The sequence below is a fragment of the Paraniabella ginsengisoli genome, from assembly GCF_022513635.1.
Lineage (GTDB): Bacteria > Bacteroidota > Bacteroidia > Chitinophagales > Chitinophagaceae > Niabella > Niabella ginsengisoli.
In genome coordinates this window covers 478006-495080 of sequence record NZ_JAKWBL010000002.1, presented here as the reverse complement: position 1 = coordinate 495080, position 17075 = coordinate 478006, and the positions used below count along the sequence as shown (strand labels likewise).

The window sequence follows — 17075 nt, the reverse complement described above, 5'->3', positions numbered from 1 at the left end:
TTCTTTAGTTAAGCATTTTCTGCATTTCTTCTGCACAAACACGGCAGGCTTTGGCCGATTGTACGTGGTATTCCGAATTAGGAAAACGCTCGCATTCTTTTGCGCAGTCAAGGCAATTTTCAATACACACTTTCATAATTTGGTGTCTGTAATCGGAATCTCTTAAATCCAACTTTATACAAAGCTGGCACAGCTCAATACAATCGCGACAAAGTGCAATGCAACGCAGGTAATCTGCATTGCTGATTTTAATACTTTCAGCAGCGGTTATTTCACAAGCTGCAAAACAGGCCAAACAGGCTTCAATCATTCTTGAATGATTCATAATTTGTTATTTTTTAAATATAATGTTGGCTATTCCATTATTCAAAAAAGGTTGCTTTATTAGAATTTAGATTGCAAATATTTTATAATTTACATTTGCGTATCAAAAGTAATAGGGTGTTGCTTTGGTATTTCATTTGGATCGTCACCAATCATTTCCCGGATATCAATTTCAATACCTCTTGACATGGATGTGATAGGAATATCGTTTCCACCACCTTCAAAGGGATTTTCTGTAACATCACCAATTCGTTCCATTAACAAAAATATCCAAGAAATTAAGGTCGTAACAGGTACTGCCAACCAAATAAAATAATTGCCAATAAACTGTATAAAAGGCAAACTACTTTCTGCCAGCGACTTTCCAATTTCATCAAACTGCGCAATAGCCCCTAAAGGCAAAAGAAATATGAATACCCATACAAAATAAGTGTTTAAGGTTGCAAATTGCCGAGGGTATGGAAAGTTTTTTATGCGTTCGGATTGGCCTTGTAAAGCAAAAAGCTCCACCAATTGGTTTTCTATTTCCACGTGCCGGAAATTATCAATTTTTCCTTCCAAGAAAAGTGCTTTAAAATGTCTCGATTGAATGGTAAGTACAGCCGTCGCTTTGTTGTTTTTTGATAGCACTTCTTTAAGTTCCTCTTCCGATAAATAACCTTGAAGTTCTTCTTCTAAACTGTAGGTATATTCACGTATTTTAATTCGAGAAATATATTCTTTGTCCGATTTGTTAAAGGCAAATGTTTCCCAGGGTTTTTTAATCCTTAATGCGTGTCGCAATGTAGTCATCCAAGCTACGTGGCGCATAATAATCTGTTTTCTTATGGCAAACAATTCTTCACCTCTTTTATTGGTTTCGTTATCTGGTTTGGTAATAAAATCGTTAACCATTATAGTTAGCGAGCGGGATGTGTTTACAATGCCACCCCAAATTTTACGAGCTTCCCAAATTCTATCATAAGATGCATTGTTTTTAAATCCTACAATGAAGGCTAATGCAGTACCTACTAAGCCAATCAATTGCCATGGCAAAGTGATAAAATGCCAATGAAAGCTGCATAAAGTATGGTTGGAATTAATCCAACTATAAATAATTGAACAATGTAGCGTTTAGTCCAGTTTAAAATAGTAGGAAGGGAATAAATTCTTTTGATATACATACTTTACAGCTAAGAGTTATTTACTTGAAACACCAACACATCTTACCCACCCTACAAAACCATATCACCGCCATCAACCACCAACATACTGCCGGTCATAAACGCCGCCATATCTGATGCGGCAAACAACACCACTCTGGCAATATCGTCCGGATACGCCGCTCTGCCTAACGGAATGCTGTGGCGGATGTGTTCCAACGCCTCTTCGGCGAAATGGCTGCCGTGTTCTAAAGCCGAAACCGACGGGGTATCTACCAACGTGGGTGCTACGCTCAGTACACGGATGTTGCGTGGAGCAAGGTCACGGGCAAAGGCTTTAGTAAAACCGTAAATAGCGTGTTTGGCTGCCACATAATGCGCCGAGTTGGTAGCCGCTTTTAATCCAGAAATAGAACTCATATTAATGATAACGCCGCCGTTTTTATTGTGCTGCATCAGCTTTGCGGCTTCCCGCGCACCAGCAAATGACCCACGGAAGTTGATGTTCATCAAAAAATCAAATTCCTTGTCGCCAATGTCTAAAGCGTCCATGACAGGAAAAATACCTGCGTTATTTACCCAAATATCCAGGCTGCCAAATTCCTTTTGCGTCAGTTCCGCAATTTCAGTAGCTCTTGCCGTGTCGCTCACATCATGTGTTACACCTATTGCTTTTACACCCATTTCTTTTGCCAGCTCTTCCGCTGCCTTTTTTACCGCAGCCTCCTGCAAATCGGTTAGCACCACATTGGCACCCGCTTCCGCCAGGCGTTTTGCAATGGATAAGCCAATGCCTTGTGCAGCCCCGGTCACTACGGCACTTCTTCCTTTTAGCGAGTATAAATTCTTTAAAGATGTATCAGCAAAGTCTTTATTATTCATCTGTTTGTTGTTTTAAGTTAATTGAACAAATTTTCCCGGAGGTTATGCATTATAAAAAACTTCCAAACCGCTCAGAATGGCAGGTGTACCCGTTTGGACGCTTTACCAAATAATCCTGATGCTCTTCTTCTGCAGGCCAAAATGTAGAATAAGGCTCTAAAGTGGTGACTACTTTGGCTTCCCATTTATTGGATTTATCAACAATGGCAATTACTTCTTCTGCAGTTTTTTGCTCTTCTTCATTTTGGATGAAAATAGCGGAACGGTAGCTTGAACCACGGTCATTGCCTTGCCTGTCTATTGTGGTAGGATTGTGTATCCTGAAAAAATAATCCAATAGTTCTTTAAAAGACGTTTCGTTGGCATCGTAGACGATTTCAATACCCTCTGCGTGTCCGGGATGGTTTCTATAAGTGGGGTGTTCGTTTTCTCCGCCGATGTAGCCTACTTCCGTGTCTTTAACGCCAGGACGCACGCGAAATAATTCTTCCATTCCCCAAAAACAGCCTCCGGCTATGTATGCTTTCTTTATATTTTCCATTATTATTTTTTATTTGTTTGTAGATTGATTTATACTATTAATCAAGATTCGACTTCACCGCCCCAATAATTTTTTTGTCATCCTTATTTTGTACATAAGCGATTATGCTGTATCCTTTAAAATCAGCTGGAATATCTGTTAATGAAATGTAGCCTGCTTCCTGCGAAGCTTTGGTAGCAAAGGCTTTCACTACATTTTCATTTTCTAAAGTTCTGCCGCCATTCTCTCCTCTTTTTACCGTTGTAACTTCTGTAGACGATATTAAAGCCAAATGAATAACTGTGTTTTTAAAATCGCCCTCCAGTTTGTATTCAGCAAGGATTTTATCGTCTTTCTTCTTCACGCTAAAAGCTGTAAAGTTTACGGTGGCCTTTTCGGCCAATGCTTCGCTCAATGCCTTTGACAACGCTCCTCCGTCAGAGCCTACAAATTCTCTTTTTCCGTTAACAATGAGTTGAGGTGTATAAGCACTGCGAAGTCTCATAAACCGCACATAATCTGCCTGCCGCTCGGAATATTCCTTTTTACTAAAAGGGTCTTTCCAGCCCAGCCTGTTCCAATAGTCAACGTGAAAGGACAAGGCGTAAACATTTAACTCTTTTACCTCCGCCTGTTCAATAACTTGCTTCAGCAAACGATCTGCCGGCGGACAACTGCTACAGCCTTGCGAAGTAAATAATTCCAATACTGCTATAGGGCTCAAAGTATCTGTCATTGCCTCTTGTTTAATAGACTTAGATGCATTGCCCGAATTGCCTGCGGTACTGTTTTTACAAGCCGGATTCACGGTAAAAACCAACATAATTGGAATTGCGACCAATGCGTTTTTAATCAGATTCATCACTTTATTATTTCACATTCTCCTCTTTCGTTTTGCTAAGCGCAACCGCATTCATGCAGTAACGCAAACCGCTTGGTGCAGGCCCATCAGGAAAAACGTGTCCCAAATGTGCATCACACACATTGCACAAAGCTTCAATTCTCACCATTCCAAACCCTCCATCTTTTTTATAAGCCACATTTTCTACGGCAATAGGTTGGGTAAAAGAGGGCCAGCCAGTTCCGCTTTCATATTTTTCGCCGCTGTCAAAAAGAGGTGTATCGCAGCAAATACAACCATATTTGGCTGGCTCAAAAAGGCTACACATTTCTGAACTATGCGCCCGTTCGGTACCGTGTTTCCTTGTTACATAATAGGCTTCATCTGACAGTTGTGCTTTCCATTCTTCATCTGTTTTTTCTACTCTTCTTGGGTGTTGGATTGCCTTTGTTGGCAAAATTTAATATGTCATTCCAGTTTAACATTGCTTTATTTTTTAATTGTTAATTAATATGCAGGCTCAAAATCCTGCGTTTTATTTTTAATAAATAAAAATCAATCCTCCAATTCGGTATATTTCTCGATAATGTCTTTGCGAGCCGGTGTCCAACAAGTAACCATTGCTCCGGTTGGCGACAGACATTCCATATTGTGTTCACTGTCTGAGGAAACTACAACCACCTGGCCGGGGTATACTTTGTGTTTTCCATTTCCGTTGGTGGCTTCAAATTCGCCCGCTACTACAACATTTACTTCCTGATTGCTGTGGTGGTGCGTACCATCGAAACCCTTTCCGTTAAACCAAAGTTGGGCAGTCATCATTTCCTCTGTGTAGGAAAGCACTTGTAGTGTTACGTTGTCGTTTAATTTGTATTTTTTAAAAGGTTTGCTCATTTTTTATACTTTTAAATTTGTTCAGTCTCTATAATTACTTTGCTTGTTAGGGTTTTGTGTACCGGGCATTTGGAAGCAACTTCGGTTAGTCGTGTACGCTGCTCATCCGTCAAATCGCCAATAAATTTCAGCTTTTTGGAAAGATGGTCTATTTGTCCCGGCTTTTCTACATCAAGCATCAGGTCGTCACTGTGCTTTTTAGAATAGGTGATATAGCTATACACTTCCTGCAAATCCCAACCTTTTCTTTCAGCATAAAGTTTTACTGTAAGCACAGAACACGAAGCCAGGGCGGCGCTTAAAAAATCATAAGGAGCGGGGCCTAAATCGTCACCACCAAAACTTGCAGGTTCATCAGCAATAAGCGAATGCTTCCGGGTTTGCATCAAGGTGGTAAACTTATCTTCTTTTACATTTAAATGCGCCACCAATTGCTCTCCTGCCGGATCCAGCATTTCGTTTTCTACCTCATCAAAATAACGTTGCGCCCAGGTGCCGATCATATTTCCCACGTACTGGCTGTCTTTGCTTTTGGTCAGCAAATGGTCGGCATCATCCAAACTAATAAAACTTTTGGGATGAAAAGCATGATGGTACAACTCCCGTGCATTTTCGATACCAACGCTGTTGTCGTGTGGCGCATGCATAATCAGGATAGGTTTTCGCAGCGATTTTACAATGTCGATCAAATCGGTTTTGTCAAAATCTTTTACAAACTCTGCATTGATTTTAAAAGGACGGCCTTCAATAGTGACTTCAACGGGTTCATTGCCTTCTGTGTTTTTTACTTGCTCAGAAAACAAACGCTTGGCGTGCGATACCGAAGCAGGGGCTCCAATAGTGGCAACCGCTTTGATGTTTTGTAACCGGGATGCCGCCACAATGGCCGCAGCTCCACCTAAGGAATGCCCCACCAAAAGCGAAGGAGCTTTGAAGTGTTCGTCCAGATAATCGCTAACAGAAATCAGATCATCCACATTGCCTGAAAAATGGCTTTCGGCAAAATCTCCTTCGCTGTGCCCCAAGCCCATAAAATCGAACCGAACTACACCAAATCCGTAACGCGCAAGCGTTCTGCTGATATTCTTTACAGTTTCAAAAGTGCTGTTGCAGGTAAAACAATGGGCAAAAATGGCATAACTATGAGGTTTCTGATTAGCAGGAAGCTCCAGATGAGCATTTAACTTATTGCCCTTTTTATTGATAATTTCAAGCTGTGTCTTTTTCATCTGTTTCAATTTTTTGTAATTACTTTTTGTAATGCTCCCGTACCAACCGATCGTCTTTTATAATGCTGGAAACAAGCCATACATATTGATTTTCCTGATTATCCCAACCAAGCGCTTCAAAACTGTTTCCAAAAGGACAGGTTGGAAAATCTGGAAAACCGATACGGAATACATAGCGGTTTGGTGCTTCATTGAACAACGCCTTTTTTACACGTGGCAAACCGTATTTCATTTCATCATCGCTTATATGATGAATTTGTACATTGTTGGCATCGAATTTTGCACGCACTTCAGTTGCTTCTATGTTTTCAATCTCGGCATAGGCATCTACCAAATAGCCTTTGATATTGTCTTTGATAAGCGTGATGGCAAACAAGCGTTCAGCTTCACTTCCATCGTCTTCTTTATCATCTTCAATACTACTGAATCCATAAACGTCATCAATCGTAAATTCTTCCATTCCAAATCCTTTCTTCAATTCATCAGAGAACAACTGTTTATTTTTAATTCTAAACTCGTGTTTATATCCTTGGTCTTTTAAATCGGCAACTGTAGTTACCAGGTCTTTTGTATTGTTCATATTTTATATTTTCTAGTGTACTATTTCTATTGTAAATTTTTGATTGTTGAAGGTAAAACTGTCGCCGGCTTTTTTGCCTTTCATTTCTTTATAAATGGGAGCATCAGTAGAAATGCCAATAAAATTTCTGTCGCCGATTTTAAACGGAGGCTTGGAAACCGCTACTATCATACATCTTCCGTTTACGCTCACTATAGCACCTGGTTCTACCGTTGTTTTAGGTTCGAAAGAAATGGCTTCGATGGTTGCTAAATGCTGTTCGTGATTATGAACGGTACTTTCGAGCCTTTGGGAAATATCGGCAGATTCGCTTTGGTGCGAACGGTCGTCTAAATCTATCACCTCCTCCAAACTCACATCGCTTCCACTTAAAAAATTATAGTGGCTTTCATTCGATTCCTTAATATGTTTTTTTCTTTTTTTAAGCAGTTCCTGCTTAATTAAATTTTTATCCATATTTTTTTATTGTTTATGATTATTCGATAAAGTTTAATGTCCTTCTTTAAACGTTTTCATTATGTTTACTTCATTGTTTTCTTGGTGTGCGTAAGGATTCTTTGCACTTGTTCTATTCTTCCGCCAAATGATTATTATCGTACTGGAATTTTCTTATTTTCACATCCCGATAGGCATATGCCGCCAGCATGGTGAGGGCAACAAACACCAATGCAGTACCTACATACAGGGCCATATCAGCAACATTAAACGGCAGGCTGTTATGTAAGGCTTCTAAAATTCCTGAAAGCACATATAAGCCAGATGCCACGTACAAATAAGTAGCCGCCTTGGTTAACAAGCCTAATTGTTTTATCTTTTTATTGGCTACCTTATGTTGAAAATCATTACATTTTTTGGAAACCAAAACGCCAGTTTCTTTACTCAATTCCATCATTTGGTTTGTGGTAGACAAAATTAACATGCCCAATCCCGGAAGAATTGTTATAGGTAAGTACCAATCCATTTGTTGCTCATTTATTCTTTAAGTTCTTTCTAATATATAATTAGCAAAATATTTTTTGCCATCGCTTAGCTTATAGGATATTTTAAAGTCCGTTTCTGAAATTATTTTGTGGATCACTTCATCATTATATTTTCGTGAAACTTCGGTCTCTATCCTTTCTCCTTTCTTAAAATCGAAAGATTGACCGATGCTTTTAATACACACTGTCTGATCTGCCTGACTTACCAGAAAGCTTTTTGCAATGCCATCCTGCTCCGTATATTCTGGTTCATGCCTGAAATTTGTGATATCAAAATCAGCCTCCAATTCCCTGTTAATCCGTGCTAACAGATTATAATTGAATGCTGCTGTAACGCCCTTGCTGTCGTTGTAGGCGGGAAGCACTATAGAGGCAGGTTTAATAAGATCTGCGCCAAGCAATAATTTATCTCCCGGGTGCAGGTTTGATCCCAAATCGTAAATGAACTGTGTAGCCACCTCGTCTGGCATGTTGCCAATATTGGAACCCAGAAAAAGAATGACTTTTAGCTTTTTTATTTCTTTTAAAGAAGCCAAAATCTCAAAATAATCGCCCTGTTTTTTTATCACAGAAACACCAGGCAATTCGGTTTTCAAATCCGCTTCTAGGTTGTCTAAAGCGTTTTGAGAAATATCTACCGGAAAATAATCAAACTTAAAGCCTTGCTGATGCAGCATCTGCAATAATTTTTTCGTTTTTGAGCCATCACCGGCGCCCAGTTCTATCAACTCAAAATAACAGTCAGGGCTTATTTGCAATGCTTTGATGATATCGTCCGTTTGGTTTTCGAATATGTCCATTTCGGCACGTGTAAGATAGTATTCGGGCAAGTTCATTATTTCTACAAAAAGCGCATCTCCCTTTTTATCATAAAAATATTTTGAGGGCAAGCGCTTGTTTGGGGTGTTCAGGCCTGTATAAACATCTTTTTTGAATTGTTCTGTCATTCAGATTATTTTTCGTTAAAAACCTTAGTGCAAATTTCATAAGCGTAGATGCCCTACTCCTCCTCCTAAAGCAGTAGTAAACATCCGGGTATACTATTATTTTAAACTCAATCATATAATTATAGAATACAAAAAAAGAATTGTATAACACTCGCCGAAGCTATTTTCGACAGATGCCCTCCTCTGCGCCATAAACAGCCTTAACTAAACAGTAATTAGGATAAAACTCATAGAAAAACGCTTCGTTTTCCATGTTGCACTAATCAACTCCGTATATAATGAAACGTTTGCGCAATGGCACTTTGGCTAAAGCATAGGGAGATGAGTCTGAAAGTGATTTTTTCATAGTAATAACTAATTTTGGTTAGCTTAATTAATAATTACAAAATATACTTTTTAAGTAAAAAAAAATTTTTTCGCATTAATTATTACCCTTAAAAAAATAGTAAAAGAAGTTGGTATCATCGATATAGTTTTAGCGAAATTAATTATTCTCTATGCCATTTTTTCGATTGTGTTTTTTAAGAAAATTGACAATGATATACAGATACAGCAAGCTAAATGGCAGCACCATAATAATCAGTAAATTGCTAATGGCATTGAGCAAATCGCCTGTACCCAAAGCCGAAAGACCAAAAGCGGTTGCAGTAAGAATCATTCCCCAGACGAGCTTATGTTTTTGCGAAGGGTTTTCATTTCCATTATCACTCAACATTCCTAATACGAAAATGGCTGAATCCACCGAATTAATAATGGAAGTCAAAACCAGTAGCGCCGCTATAACAAAAGTGAGCTGATAGAATGGAAAGTGCTCCAAAAAAACGAACAAGGATGTGTATAAATTGTCAAATTGCTGATCATTGCTTACACCCAACAAGTCGAACGCATTATTGGCAAAAACAGAAAACCAAATCATGGTGGCGACGGAGGGTACTAAAATAGTGGCTACAATAAATTCCCGTATGGTTCTTCCTTTCGATATTCGTGCGATAAAGATCCCTGTAAACGGCACCCAAGCCAACCAAAATGCCCAATAAAAAACCGTCCAATCTCTTGTAAAACTTTCGCTGGTTTTATAATTTCCGATTGACAAACTCATTTCAAAAAAATGAATAACATACTGATAAAATGCGGTAAATAACTGTGTAAAAAACTGATTAAAATTTAAAAAAGTGCAATGAAAAGCATTAGTAAAATGGAAAATCCAAAATCAAAATCGGCCAAGTACTTGATCACTCTTTTAATCCCTCAAAGCCGAAAGTGTGGCTACCAATCCAATAAGAAATACCGTTGCCAGCAAAGTATTATTACCCAAACTCACGTCAAATGTATGATTAAGCCCGCCTACCAATTGTGCAGAACCCAGTCCCAGAGAGGCGATCACTCCGGTAATGGTAATGAGTACAATAAATACAATTGTTATTCTTTTTAAATAATGGTTGTTCGATTGAGGAATAAGTGCCTGAAGCATGTTCTGTGCTTTTAAGGTGTATAGGTTGTATGCCACTATAAGCCCAAATAAACTATACATAGCCCAGGGAGTAAATCCCCAATGAAAGAACGTGTATTGAAGCGCCAGAACTTTCATATTGGCAGCAGCTACAGGAGGATGGTTTAAATAATACACCGGTTCCTGAACGGCTCTTAACAACAAGCCAGACCCCATTCCTGTACTATACAATAAAGCAATCCAACTGAACCGGGAATATTCGGGTTTTTCATTACCTAACTTTTTTTAGCAAAAGGCAAAAACAAAATAAGAAACGATATGACGACAATAATCACCCCGACCCATAAATAATAAAAGCCAAATACTGACAGCAAATTTTGATTGGCAATGTTTAAAAACTTTTGTAGCGCATCTGGTTGTATAGTGCCTACCGTAAATAGAGACATGCCAAATAGCACTCCATAAAACAGGATTTTGTTTTTGTATAATTGACGGAATATTTCTTTCATAAATTAACTTCAGGTAAATCACCAGAAAAATTTTCCGGCATCACTTTCTCATAATTTGTCAAAAAATGAATAACCTTCTGTTCAGGCATTTCACAGGGTTTCAACAACTCTGAATGATTGGTGATGTAATAATTAAAACTGATAAAATCATTCCCACCCAACTCTTCAGCGTATAATTTGAGGCTTTTACCCTTGTTATATTCGGAAAGGGTAACACCATATTTTCTATCCAGATAAACAACTTCAGAATAGCCCAAAGGCAGATTTTTGATTTTTTGTAATATCATTATTATTTATCCACTCATTTTGTATAATACGGCGTATTTCCCTGTACCGCAAATATTCTTGCCCAAATATCCATTAGCAATGTACACATAATGATGGTTTCTATTTCTTCGTCATTAAAATGTTTTTTGCTTCGGCGGTAGCTGCTGGTAATTTTTTGTAATCGACATACGATATGGCGGCTGCATAACTAAGAGCGGCCTTTTCTTTGTCTGTAAAAAGCTCGCTTTCATTAAAAGCCATAATGTTGTCAACCTTATGGATGTCCACACCTGAATTTCTGGCATCTTGTGTGTGAAAAATGGTGCAATAACTGCATTTGTATCTGATAGAAGCCCAAAGCCTGATCAATTCTGCGGTCTGGCGGTCAAGGGGCAAACTATCATAACTGAATGAGCCATATTTTTTGGCAATTTGCGTTGGCAAATCGGTATAATTCGTTACATTTTTATCATAAAGCTTTTTTTAAAATCAATTTTACCGAAGGATTGATTAACGATATCTTTTTTCGGCTTGTCATTGGTTTGAGCTTGCGTTTTCATATTAGATCCTATAAAAGTCAAGGTTATTAACAATATATATTTCATGATTTCTGTATTGGTTTTAAAATTCAAAGCTTACGTGCACCCCGGTGTACAATTCTGTCCTTTTGGAAATTACAGAACCTATAAGCGGACCAAAGCTCAACCATTTGTTGGGTCTGATATTAATTTCGGCTTCGTTATACACACCAAAAATGCCGGCCTCCCCTCCTTTTTTAGGAATGGTATAATTTAGCCCGAGGTTAAGCATCAGGTATTTTTTACGTTCCAGGAACCTATCAGGGCAATGTCGTCGTTGATTTCTTCGCCATCAATAAATTTGTGCGTATACGAGACCCCGCCTCCCCATTTGGCGTTGACCCAATAAGTAACATGAAATTCAGACTTGAGCAGGCTTTCAGATAGTGAAGGAACATAGCTGTAAATGGGTGACAGGCTGATTTCCCAAGTGCCTTTTTCACCTTCCTCTTCTGCTTTTTCCACTTCTTGTGCAAAGCCAGGAACAGCAATAAAACATAAAGCGGATAGTGTTAGAATTAGCTTTTTCATTTGTCTCATCTTTAATAGTCTTCTGTAATGAAATACCAAATGAATTACGATGGTTAGCGTAATTTATTTGGCATAATTGAATAGCTTAATCTTTTATTTCAGGCGAACTGGTAACCTTTGGAAGCACATCACCGAATTTATCTACCGCTGTATCGCTTATCAAAATATCCAACCAAGGCGGCAATAAATCGTATATAATTTGTATGGCACCATAAGCACCGTTTAATCCGTATTTTTTATCCAAACGGTCAATATCGGTTACCTTTATGTACGTTTTACCTTTTGCATCTTTCCAAATTAAAGCTTTAATGGGTAACTCAAAAGCTGCTTCGGGATTGGCTCTGAAAAGCGCACCTACCAATGCATTGTTTTGAAACAACAGAGTTTGCATTTCGTCAATATCAACGCCTTGTGATTTGGCATTGGCTTGCTGGTCTATTTGGTTGATGAATAGCACGGTAGGATAATGTTTTAAAATTGCCTTTAACCGCTCTGCCGTTTCTTTCACAGAATACGGACTTTCTCTGGTCCATTTATAATTACTCATTTTTTTCTGTTTAAGTTGATTTTGCGATGTCGTTCTTTGTGAAAATGCACTAAGTGAAATAAAGCTTAGGGCAATGAATGCGAAAATTGTCTTTTTCATCTTTCTAATCGTTTTATAAAAAATTTATACGATGGGCATACACGCCAGTTCGAATTGACTTCCAATTTGCGTGTTTGTAAGAATCTTAAATTAACAACCTCCCATATGCTTTTTATCTCTTTCCGCCGCTTTTTTAAGCTCTGCTTCGGCATCCAGCAAATCAAATGAAAGTACTTTGAGCGGCACTTTTTCCGAGCGGTTTTTTACCCAATGTTCGGTATCGTTAAATTCCGTAAAACAATCACCGGCTTTCCAAAGACGTATGCCTTCAAATTGGTTGCTGTGTTCTTCGCCATTGCCTTCCAATACATACAAAATGGCGGGACGATTCACGTGCGAATGTGTAGCAATGATTTCGCCCGGCTGGCATTCCAACACCCGACAACGCATATACCTATCCAAAATAGGCGCACCGCCTTCAGGAATAACAATGTCCTTAATTCGTATGGCCGCCAATTCGGTAGAGGTTTCGTGTTCGTTTAGTGCTATTGTTCCGGGTTGGATAACTGTTTTTTTCTGTTCTTGCATTTCTTTAAAATTTAAGTTGTTCTGTATTGTTTGATTACACTGCTGCAAATAGCTGTACTTCTACCAGCCACTCGGGCTTGGCCAGACGTACAACCTGCAGGGCGGCACGAGATGGAACCTGCCCTTTGTCGCTCGCCACCCATTCGTCCCAAACCTTGTTGAAGCCTTCGTAATTTGCCATATCGGTCAGGTAAATGTTGGCGTAAATCACCTTCGATTTGTCGGTGCCGGCCTTGGCCAAAAGCGCATCTATATTTTTAAAAAGTCCTTGCGCTTGCTCGGTAATATTTGCGCCACTGGAAACTTGCCCGGCAAGAATTAATAAGTTTCCGCTTTGCGAGGCTTCGCTCAATCGACTGTTTTGTTCAATTCTTTTAATGCTCACTTTAGTTTTGTTTTAAGTAGGTGTTGTTTTTATGTTTTAATCCGTATATCTATTTCCCAGCATCAATATCCTTTAAAAATGCAGCCTGGTCAGATATAGTAATTATCGCTTTAATCTTACCATCGGCTGTTACTTCCAAAAACTGGGTTTCTTTGGTTTCTACCGTTTTTCCTGTAGGCTGATAGGTCTTTCCCTTGTAGGTAAACACACCGTTGTGCGTACCCTGCAAGGTATAGCCAATAGCGGCACGGTTACCCTCAACAGCATGGCGAATAAGTTCGTAGGTCAGGTCAGAGAAAGGTGTAAGACGCTCCTGCATTTTTGCAATAACCGCATCTTTGCCACTTACCTTATCGCTGTTCCAATTTGCCTCCACATCATCACTCAACAAGGCTTTCATCGCCTCCCAATCGCGGAAGTTGAAATGGCGTAAATACAAATCGGCAGCTTTAGCACTAACTGCTCTGGGTACGCTATGGTCGATAGGATAAAGCGTCACTTTTTGGTGTTCCGTTATCTTTTCCTCCCCCGAGGCGGTTGCCAAAAACTTATCGACTTGCGAAGTGGTAATCAAATCTTTCATCAAGCCGTTTTCGTCCATCGTAAAAAACTCGCTGCTCATCGCTTCTACTTTGTTGCCGGTGGGTTCCAAATCGCCGAATTTTCCTTTATGCTCCGCTTGCATCAAATAATGAAACGCTACCGTATTACCGTCCACAATTTTAATCCGGTCGTTCACCGCAAGACCGGGAAAAGGAACTTCATAGCGGGACAGGCGACCCACAAATTTGTCGCGACCCACCACAATCGTACCATTCGAGTTGACATGAATATCTTCGGTAACCAAGGGTCCATTTTTATCAAAATCGCCCGCGGTAAAGTTTTTGTGAAATTGCGAACTGTTCTTCCTTACCAAGGCTTCGTAAGCAGTATCCGTTTGGGCTACAGCCGCAGTAGCCGGTTTATCGCAGGTTTGATTACAACCCGCCAATAATGTTCCCACCGCAAGCACCGGCAGTATGAATTTTCTTATTTGCATAAATTTCGTTTCTAATAATTGTGAGTTTATTTTTTTGCTGCTGCCTTTAAATGGCCATTGTTTTGGCAGAACGATTATAAAATTTCCTTGTCCGCAGGGTCCCAAAGCTCCATGGTGATGTACACCGCTTTTTCGGAGGCAGAAGCATTGCGAATCGTGGCATCGCCATGGTTGATTAATTTTGCGGCTTTTCCGGCACTTACAGTTTCCTTTTCAGATGTACCTTTTTCAACTTCCAAAGCCCCTCCAATACAAATACATAGGTAGGCCTGTTCAGATAATTCTGCTGTGGAAGCGATTTTCCGGCTTCAAGAGTAACTTTTCTGGTGCGTAGCACACGGTCCTTAAAAGTTGCAGAACCAGCAGGATATTTAATATCGGCAAGCGGCACATAGAAAATCGGAGAACTGTATTCGGCTCCCTCTACATGAGCAGAATTGTTGGCGTAAAAAGAGTCGTTATCTTTCTTTAACTGTTCCAATGCCGGTAAATTCTGTTGGTATTTTTTCCCGTCGCAGTCCGAACCATCGTCCAAAAAGTCGAAAGTAATCAGCCTAAGTGTGTCGGTTTTCGAAAGGTTGTCGGCATAATGCACAATGTTATTAAACTCGGCATACGATTGTCCGTAAGGTATGGTTACGGTTTCCTTCGCTCCTTTATCCATGTGATAACTGGTTACGTCCATTCCCTTGCCGCTAACTACACTCAAAATGGCAGGGCGGTTTTCGTGGCTGTGTACGGCAATCTTGGCACCGGGAGCGGCTGTTAAAAGCCTTAACCTCAAGCCTCGGCATTCAAGCGGCTTATTGCCATCGAGGATTACAATATCCGAAACCTTTAAGGTTTTAAGCACCTCCGAAGTGATTCCCTGCAAGCTGTCGGAACTGTTTGCTTCAGCGCCCTTATTTTCGCCTTGGCAACCTAATAAAGCAATCATCAGGGTAGCAATAAAAAGTGACGTTAATAAATTTTTCATTGTGTTTATTCTTATTAATTGTTCGATGAAATTTACCAAAATAATCTCCGAAGAGGCCCATTTTAGACATGTCTTTTAGATATGCATCCTGAATATCTTCGGGATTATGGCTCAACTCATTTGTATGATGTTATGCGTGGTAATTATTTTTTTATCATAAATATCCAAACTACCATCACATACTCGCATGCGGTTCATGCTTGATAGATATGAGCAGTTATTTTGACAAGAGCCTTATATAATGTCCTTATCTGCAGGGTCCCAAATTTCCATAATGATGTAAACGGATTTTTCGGTAGCCGAGGCGTTGCCAATAGCTACATTGCCGGCATTGATAAGTTTGGTAGTACCAAACGGTTGCAGTGTTTCAGCGGCTGCATTCTCATTTTTTACATTAACGCTACCTTCCATTACGAAAATATATGACGGTCTGTTTTCATAATTTTGTGACGGTATGGATGCACCTCCATCAAGTGTAATTTTTCGGGTACGCAACATCCTGTTTTTTAAACCTGCCTTACCCTCCTTAAATGTTATGGTAGAAACCGGCACATCAAAAATCGGGAGGCTGAACTCATCTTCTTCAGACTTGGGGGCTTTGGCATAAAAAGGATGGTTTTCCTTTTTAATACGCTCTAAAACAGGTGTATTTTGCGGGTATTTTACGCCGTTACATTCAGAGCCATTGTCCAGCAAATCAAATGTAATCAAGTTCAGGGTGTCTGTTTTTGACAGATTGATGGCATAATGGATGGCGCCGGGTTTGGCATAGGATTCTCCATACTTTAAGGTTACAGGTGTATTGGCCTCTGTTTCGTTTTCAGAAAAGGCAAACACATCCATTCCTACACCTTTTACTGCACTTAAAATCGCGGGCCGATTTTCGTGGCTATGTAGGCCTATTTCTCCACCGGGGGTTAAGGTAAAAAGCCGGAGTCGCATACTTCTACATTCAAGTGGCTTGTTGCCTTCGGGAATAACCACATCTGCAATGTTTACGGTTTTCAAAACTTCGGAAGTGATGCCTTTCAGACTATCTTCATGGTTGACCTCACCGCCAGTTTTCCCGCTTTGACAACCTATTAGCGTAAACAGCAAGGAAGAAAATAAGGATGTTGCTAAAATATTTTTCATCGTCATTTTTTTAAAAATTATTGATATGCCATTAGCATCACCTATTAAAGCCAATGCTTTTGTGGATGATACGTATGTAAAATAGAGGAGCGGTGTAACCCGCCACTCCCATCAGAAATTGTGTTATTTTTTAACGATTGGTAAAAATTCGTCCTGATTGGAAATGACAATCATGGATTTGATTTTTCCATCAGCACCCACTTCAAAATGTATGGCTTCTCTTATTTCAAAGTCTTTTTGCGTAGGCTGATAAGTAGTGTTTTTATAGGTAAAAGCACCATCGTGTTTACCATGCATGGTGTAACCAATGGCCGAACGGTTGGCTTCTGTAACACTTCTATCTAATTGATAAGTGATATTGGAAAATGAAGCCACGCGGCTTTTTATTTTTTCCATAAAAGCATCTGCACTGGTAAGCATTTCGCCATTCCAATTCACATTTACATCAGCGGCCAAAAGATTTTTAAAGCCGTCCCAATTGCGGATGTTGAAATGCCTAACATACATATCCGTTGTTTTTTCGGTAGTGGCTTTCGGTACCGAATTGTCGATAGGATAAAGCGTTACGTCCTGATGCTTTTCTATTTTTTCTTCACCTTTTATTTGCGCTACCAATTTGTCTATCTGTGTAATCGTAAGCAGGTCTTTCATGATGCCGTTTTCATCCATCACAAAAAACTCGGCACTCATAGC

At 39.6% G+C, this 17075-nt stretch carries 23 protein-coding genes and 1 pseudogene; all 24 read right to left on the bottom strand.

The features are described 5' to 3' along the window. Window positions 1–4: 4 nt before the first annotated feature. The gene (locus MKP09_RS13850) at window positions 5–325 is read right to left on the bottom strand and encodes a four-helix bundle copper-binding protein (RefSeq protein WP_240830580.1); all 321 of its coding nucleotides are present in this window, start codon (window positions 323–325) and stop codon (window positions 5–7) included. A gap of 89 nt (window positions 326–414) precedes the next feature. Next, on the bottom strand, window positions 415–1407 hold the full coding sequence (locus tag MKP09_RS13845) for a bestrophin family protein (protein ID WP_317235351.1): 993 nt from the start codon (window positions 1405–1407) through the stop codon (window positions 415–417). A 131-nt stretch (window positions 1408–1538) separates the two neighbouring features. After that, window positions 1539–2348 (bottom strand): SDR family NAD(P)-dependent oxidoreductase, encoded by an 810-nt coding sequence (locus MKP09_RS13840; protein WP_240830578.1) that lies wholly within the window; start codon window positions 2346–2348, stop codon window positions 1539–1541. 49 nt (window positions 2349–2397) lie between these two features. Beyond that, window positions 2398–2889 carry a peptide-methionine (S)-S-oxide reductase MsrA gene (msrA, locus tag MKP09_RS13835; protein WP_240830577.1) on the bottom strand — a complete coding sequence of 164 codons (492 nt, stop codon included), beginning with the start codon at window positions 2887–2889 and terminating at the stop codon, window positions 2398–2400. A 37-nt stretch (window positions 2890–2926) separates the two neighbouring features. After that, the gene (locus MKP09_RS13830) at window positions 2927–3730 is read right to left on the bottom strand and encodes a DUF1223 domain-containing protein (RefSeq protein WP_240830576.1); all 804 of its coding nucleotides are present in this window, start codon (window positions 3728–3730) and stop codon (window positions 2927–2929) included. A 7-nt stretch (window positions 3731–3737) separates the two neighbouring features. Next, window positions 3738–4166, bottom strand: a complete 429-nt coding sequence (gene msrB, locus MKP09_RS13825) for a peptide-methionine (R)-S-oxide reductase MsrB (protein ID WP_240830575.1) — start codon at window positions 4164–4166, stop codon at window positions 3738–3740. A 98-nt stretch (window positions 4167–4264) separates the two neighbouring features. Next, the gene (locus MKP09_RS13820; RefSeq protein WP_240830574.1) at window positions 4265–4603 is read right to left on the bottom strand and encodes a cupin domain-containing protein; all 339 of its coding nucleotides are present in this window, start codon (window positions 4601–4603) and stop codon (window positions 4265–4267) included. An 11-nt stretch (window positions 4604–4614) separates the two neighbouring features. Continuing rightward, complete coding sequence (locus MKP09_RS13815) at window positions 4615–5832, bottom strand: bifunctional alpha/beta hydrolase/OsmC family protein (protein ID WP_240830573.1); 1218 nt, start codon at window positions 5830–5832, stop codon at window positions 4615–4617. Window positions 5833–5851: 19 nt separating this feature from the next. After that, window positions 5852–6412, bottom strand: a complete 561-nt coding sequence (locus MKP09_RS13810; RefSeq protein WP_240830572.1) for a hypothetical protein — start codon at window positions 6410–6412, stop codon at window positions 5852–5854. 12 nt (window positions 6413–6424) lie between these two features. After that, window positions 6425–6868, bottom strand: a complete 444-nt coding sequence (locus MKP09_RS13805) for a hypothetical protein (protein WP_240830571.1) — start codon at window positions 6866–6868, stop codon at window positions 6425–6427. A 112-nt stretch (window positions 6869–6980) separates the two neighbouring features. Then, the gene (locus MKP09_RS13800; protein WP_240830570.1) at window positions 6981–7373 is read right to left on the bottom strand and encodes a hypothetical protein; all 393 of its coding nucleotides are present in this window, start codon (window positions 7371–7373) and stop codon (window positions 6981–6983) included. Window positions 7374–7391: 18 nt separating this feature from the next. After that, window positions 7392–8339: an L-histidine N(alpha)-methyltransferase gene (gene egtD, locus MKP09_RS13795; protein ID WP_240830569.1), complete on the bottom strand. Its 948-nt coding sequence runs from the start codon at window positions 8337–8339 to the stop codon at window positions 7392–7394. Window positions 8340–8823: 484 nt separating this feature from the next. Continuing rightward, a pseudogene (locus MKP09_RS13790) lies at window positions 8824–10059 on the bottom strand (BCCT family transporter); the annotation flags it as partial. Window positions 10060–10294: 235 nt separating this feature from the next. Continuing rightward, the gene (locus tag MKP09_RS13785; protein WP_240830568.1) at window positions 10295–10585 is read right to left on the bottom strand and encodes a hypothetical protein; all 291 of its coding nucleotides are present in this window, start codon (window positions 10583–10585) and stop codon (window positions 10295–10297) included. 100 nt (window positions 10586–10685) lie between these two features. Beyond that, the gene (locus MKP09_RS13780; protein ID WP_240830567.1) at window positions 10686–11009 is read right to left on the bottom strand and encodes a carboxymuconolactone decarboxylase family protein; all 324 of its coding nucleotides are present in this window, start codon (window positions 11007–11009) and stop codon (window positions 10686–10688) included. 177 nt (window positions 11010–11186) lie between these two features. After that, window positions 11187–11375, bottom strand: coding sequence for a hypothetical protein (locus MKP09_RS13775; protein ID WP_240830566.1), 189 nt, complete (start codon window positions 11373–11375; stop codon window positions 11187–11189). Next, entirely contained in the window at window positions 11375–11674 is a 300-nt protein-coding gene (locus MKP09_RS13770) for a hypothetical protein (protein WP_240830565.1), read from the bottom strand. Before MKP09_RS13770 ends, MKP09_RS13775 begins: the two co-directional genes overlap by 1 nt. Before the next feature lie 85 nt (window positions 11675–11759). Beyond that, window positions 11760–12320: a DUF302 domain-containing protein gene (locus MKP09_RS13765; RefSeq protein ID WP_240830564.1), complete on the bottom strand. Its 561-nt coding sequence runs from the start codon at window positions 12318–12320 to the stop codon at window positions 11760–11762. Between the two features lie 90 nt (window positions 12321–12410). Further along, a complete protein-coding gene (locus MKP09_RS13760; RefSeq protein ID WP_240830563.1) occupies window positions 12411–12848 on the bottom strand; it encodes a cupin domain-containing protein in 438 nt (145 codons plus the stop codon). 34 nt (window positions 12849–12882) lie between these two features. Further along, window positions 12883–13233, bottom strand: coding sequence for a RidA family protein (locus MKP09_RS13755; RefSeq protein WP_240830562.1), 351 nt, complete (start codon window positions 13231–13233; stop codon window positions 12883–12885). Between the two features lie 49 nt (window positions 13234–13282). Then, window positions 13283–14272 carry a nuclear transport factor 2 family protein gene (locus MKP09_RS13750; RefSeq protein WP_240830561.1) on the bottom strand — a complete coding sequence of 330 codons (990 nt, stop codon included), beginning with the start codon at window positions 14270–14272 and terminating at the stop codon, window positions 13283–13285. Between the two features lie 199 nt (window positions 14273–14471). Then, on the bottom strand, window positions 14472–15248 hold the full coding sequence (locus MKP09_RS13745; protein ID WP_240830560.1) for a cupin domain-containing protein: 777 nt from the start codon (window positions 15246–15248) through the stop codon (window positions 14472–14474). A 234-nt stretch (window positions 15249–15482) separates the two neighbouring features. Then, window positions 15483–16382, bottom strand: a complete 900-nt coding sequence (locus tag MKP09_RS13740; RefSeq protein ID WP_240830559.1) for a cupin domain-containing protein — start codon at window positions 16380–16382, stop codon at window positions 15483–15485. Window positions 16383–16505: 123 nt separating this feature from the next. After that, entirely contained in the window at window positions 16506–17072 is a 567-nt protein-coding gene (locus MKP09_RS13735) for a nuclear transport factor 2 family protein (RefSeq protein ID WP_240830558.1), read from the bottom strand. Window positions 17073–17075 lie beyond the last annotated feature (3 nt).

Bases quoted from the DNA above. Each gene is read 5' to 3' on its own strand.
- MKP09_RS13850 (WP_240830580.1), bottom strand. From the start codon at position 325: ATGAATCATTCAAGAATGATTGAAGCCTGTTTGGCCTGTTTTGCAGCT.
- MKP09_RS13840 (WP_240830578.1), bottom strand. From the start codon at position 2,348: ATGAATAATAAAGACTTTGCTGATACATCTTTAAAGAATTTATACTCG.
- msrA (WP_240830577.1), bottom strand. From the start codon at position 2,889: ATGGAAAATATAAAGAAAGCATACATAGCCGGAGGCTGTTTTTGGGGA.
- MKP09_RS13830 (WP_240830576.1), bottom strand. From the start codon at position 3,730: ATGAATCTGATTAAAAACGCATTGGTCGCAATTCCAATTATGTTGGTT.
- MKP09_RS13820 (WP_240830574.1), bottom strand. From the start codon at position 4,603: ATGAGCAAACCTTTTAAAAAATACAAATTAAACGACAACGTAACACTA.
- MKP09_RS13815 (WP_240830573.1), bottom strand. From the start codon at position 5,832: ATGAAAAAGACACAGCTTGAAATTATCAATAAAAAGGGCAATAAGTTA.
- MKP09_RS13810 (WP_240830572.1), bottom strand. From the start codon at position 6,412: ATGAACAATACAAAAGACCTGGTAACTACAGTTGCCGATTTAAAAGAC.
- MKP09_RS13805 (WP_240830571.1), bottom strand. From the start codon at position 6,868: ATGGATAAAAATTTAATTAAGCAGGAACTGCTTAAAAAAAGAAAAAAA.
- MKP09_RS13800 (WP_240830570.1), bottom strand. From the start codon at position 7,373: ATGGATTGGTACTTACCTATAACAATTCTTCCGGGATTGGGCATGTTA.
- egtD (WP_240830569.1), bottom strand. From the start codon at position 8,339: ATGACAGAACAATTCAAAAAAGATGTTTATACAGGCCTGAACACCCCA.
- MKP09_RS13785 (WP_240830568.1), bottom strand. From the start codon at position 10,585: ATGATATTACAAAAAATCAAAAATCTGCCTTTGGGCTATTCTGAAGTT.
- MKP09_RS13775 (WP_240830566.1), bottom strand. From the start codon at position 11,375: ATGCTTAACCTCGGGCTAAATTATACCATTCCTAAAAAAGGAGGGGAG.
- MKP09_RS13770 (WP_240830565.1), bottom strand. From the start codon at position 11,674: ATGAAAAAGCTAATTCTAACACTATCCGCTTTATGTTTTATTGCTGTT.
- MKP09_RS13765 (WP_240830564.1), bottom strand. From the start codon at position 12,320: ATGAAAAAGACAATTTTCGCATTCATTGCCCTAAGCTTTATTTCACTT.
- MKP09_RS13760 (WP_240830563.1), bottom strand. From the start codon at position 12,848: ATGCAAGAACAGAAAAAAACAGTTATCCAACCCGGAACAATAGCACTA.
- MKP09_RS13750 (WP_240830561.1), bottom strand. From the start codon at position 14,272: ATGCAAATAAGAAAATTCATACTGCCGGTGCTTGCGGTGGGAACATTA.
- MKP09_RS13745 (WP_240830560.1), bottom strand. From the start codon at position 15,248: ATGAAAAATTTATTAACGTCACTTTTTATTGCTACCCTGATGATTGCT.
- MKP09_RS13740 (WP_240830559.1), bottom strand. From the start codon at position 16,382: ATGAAAAATATTTTAGCAACATCCTTATTTTCTTCCTTGCTGTTTACG.
- MKP09_RS13735 (WP_240830558.1), bottom strand. From the start codon at position 17,072: ATGAGTGCCGAGTTTTTTGTGATGGATGAAAACGGCATCATGAAAGAC.